General features: G+C 60.0%; 1 protein-coding gene. It reads right to left on the bottom strand.

The window, feature by feature from the left end:
* Positions 1 to 1,208, bottom strand: a 1,208-nt coding sequence (locus AC50Y5_RS32715) for a condensation domain-containing protein (protein ID WP_494865798.1), incomplete at both ends; no start/stop codon positions are given.

Below are 1,208 nucleotides of genomic sequence, written 5' to 3'. Positions count from 1 at the left end.
GAGCTGGAACGGTCGGTGGCGGTACACGACTTGCAGCGGCTCGTTTCTCCACCCGCTGTCGATGCTCGTCCGCAGCACCGCATGCCGCTGAACGATCGTTTGCCAGCTTCGCTCAAACGCTGCCACATCCAATTCCCCTTGCAGCGTTAGCTGCATCTGGTTCACATAAGCCCCCGCTTGCGGTTCCAGACGGCTGTGGAACAACATGCCCTGCTGCATCGGCGTCAGCGCATACACCTCCTCCAGCTCCCCGATGGCGGCGCTCCGCTGCACCAATGCATCCAGCTCTTCCTGTGTCAGATCAGGCAGCCCCACATCGCTTGGCGTCAGCTCCGTCCGCTCCTGCGCCATACAATGCGCGATCACCGCCTCCAAACTCTGCTTCAACCGCTGCGCGAATTGCTCCACCGTCGCTGGACGGTACTGCGCAGCGCTATAGCTAATGGTCAGGCGCAACGTTCCCCCCGCGATCATCCCGTTGCATTCCAGCACCGCAGCTCGTTGCCTTCTACTGCTGATCGCCTCTCCCGAGGAGAGCGGGGATAGCTGAAGCGCGCTGCGCTCCAAATCCTGATCAAACTGGCCCAAGTAATTGAAGGAAATGTCGGGGTCACACGACCAGTCTTCCCCTTCCACCTGCTTGGACACATACCGCAGAAGGCCGTAGCCAACCCCTTTGTCCGGGATCGCTCGCAGCGTTTCCTTCACTCGCTTGATCTGCTGCGACAAGGTCATCTCTGGCTTCATCTCCAGCACCACCGGGTACGCGCTCGTGAACCAGCCGACCGTCCGGCTGACATCCACATCCGTAAGAATCGTTTCCCTTCCATGCCCTTCCAGCATGATCCCCACACGCGTCATACCGCTCCACGCCTGAACCGCCATCGCCAGGGCAGTTAACAGCAAGTCATTAATCTCCGTTCCGTAGGCTCGGTGCGCTTCTTTCAGCAGTTGCTGCGTCTGGACTTGCGACCATTCCACGGCCAGCGTTTGGCTAGCGGCTAGCGTTGAAGCTCCTAAAGCTTCTGAGGCTTCTGAGGCTTCTGAGGCTCCTGAAGCTACTGAGTCGTAATCCTTGGGCAGCGGCGGAACCGCCATCTCTACGATCCGCTTCCAGTACGCACGCTGCGTCTCCATCGCCGGACTTCCTGCATAAGCGCTCCATTGCTGCGCCCACGTCTGGAACGCGTCCGTTTTCTGCGGCAGCC

The sequence above is a fragment of the Paenibacillus sp. JT22N7 genome (assembly GCF_059383875.1).
This window is presented reverse-complemented; position numbering and strand designations above follow the sequence as displayed.